1 protein-coding gene is annotated in these 253 nt (G+C 47.8%); it reads right to left on the bottom strand.

All coding sequences use genetic code 11. The features are described 5' to 3' along the window. A partial coding sequence (locus tag IV91_RS16170) for a transposase (protein WP_200874428.1) occupies window positions 1-198 on the bottom strand: 198 nt, incomplete at its 3' end. Window positions 199-253 lie beyond the last annotated feature (55 nt).

Below are 253 nucleotides of genomic sequence, written 5' to 3'. Positions count from 1 at the left end.
ACCCAAGTCACTGAAGGCCAGTTGGAGGCTGTATAGGTCGGGGTTGCGGCGTTCCGACTTCTGACCGAAAAGATGGCGTCTAAACCATTCCAGTTGCCTTTTGAGCTGGGAGATTTCTTCCTGTTGACGTGCATTGACGGCCATCAAAACCACGTTTTGTTCAATGATATTGGCGGCGGTTTTGAGGGCGTTTGACATGACAGAATTGTACCACGAATCAATCGGTTGTGATCGATTTTCTGGTATATTTTCG

Source organism: Ferrovum myxofaciens (assembly GCF_000735045.1).
Lineage (GTDB): Bacteria > Pseudomonadota > Gammaproteobacteria > Burkholderiales > Ferrovaceae > Ferrovum > Ferrovum myxofaciens.
Note: the sequence above shows the minus strand (reverse complement) of the source record. Positions and strands in the feature narration are given on the sequence as shown.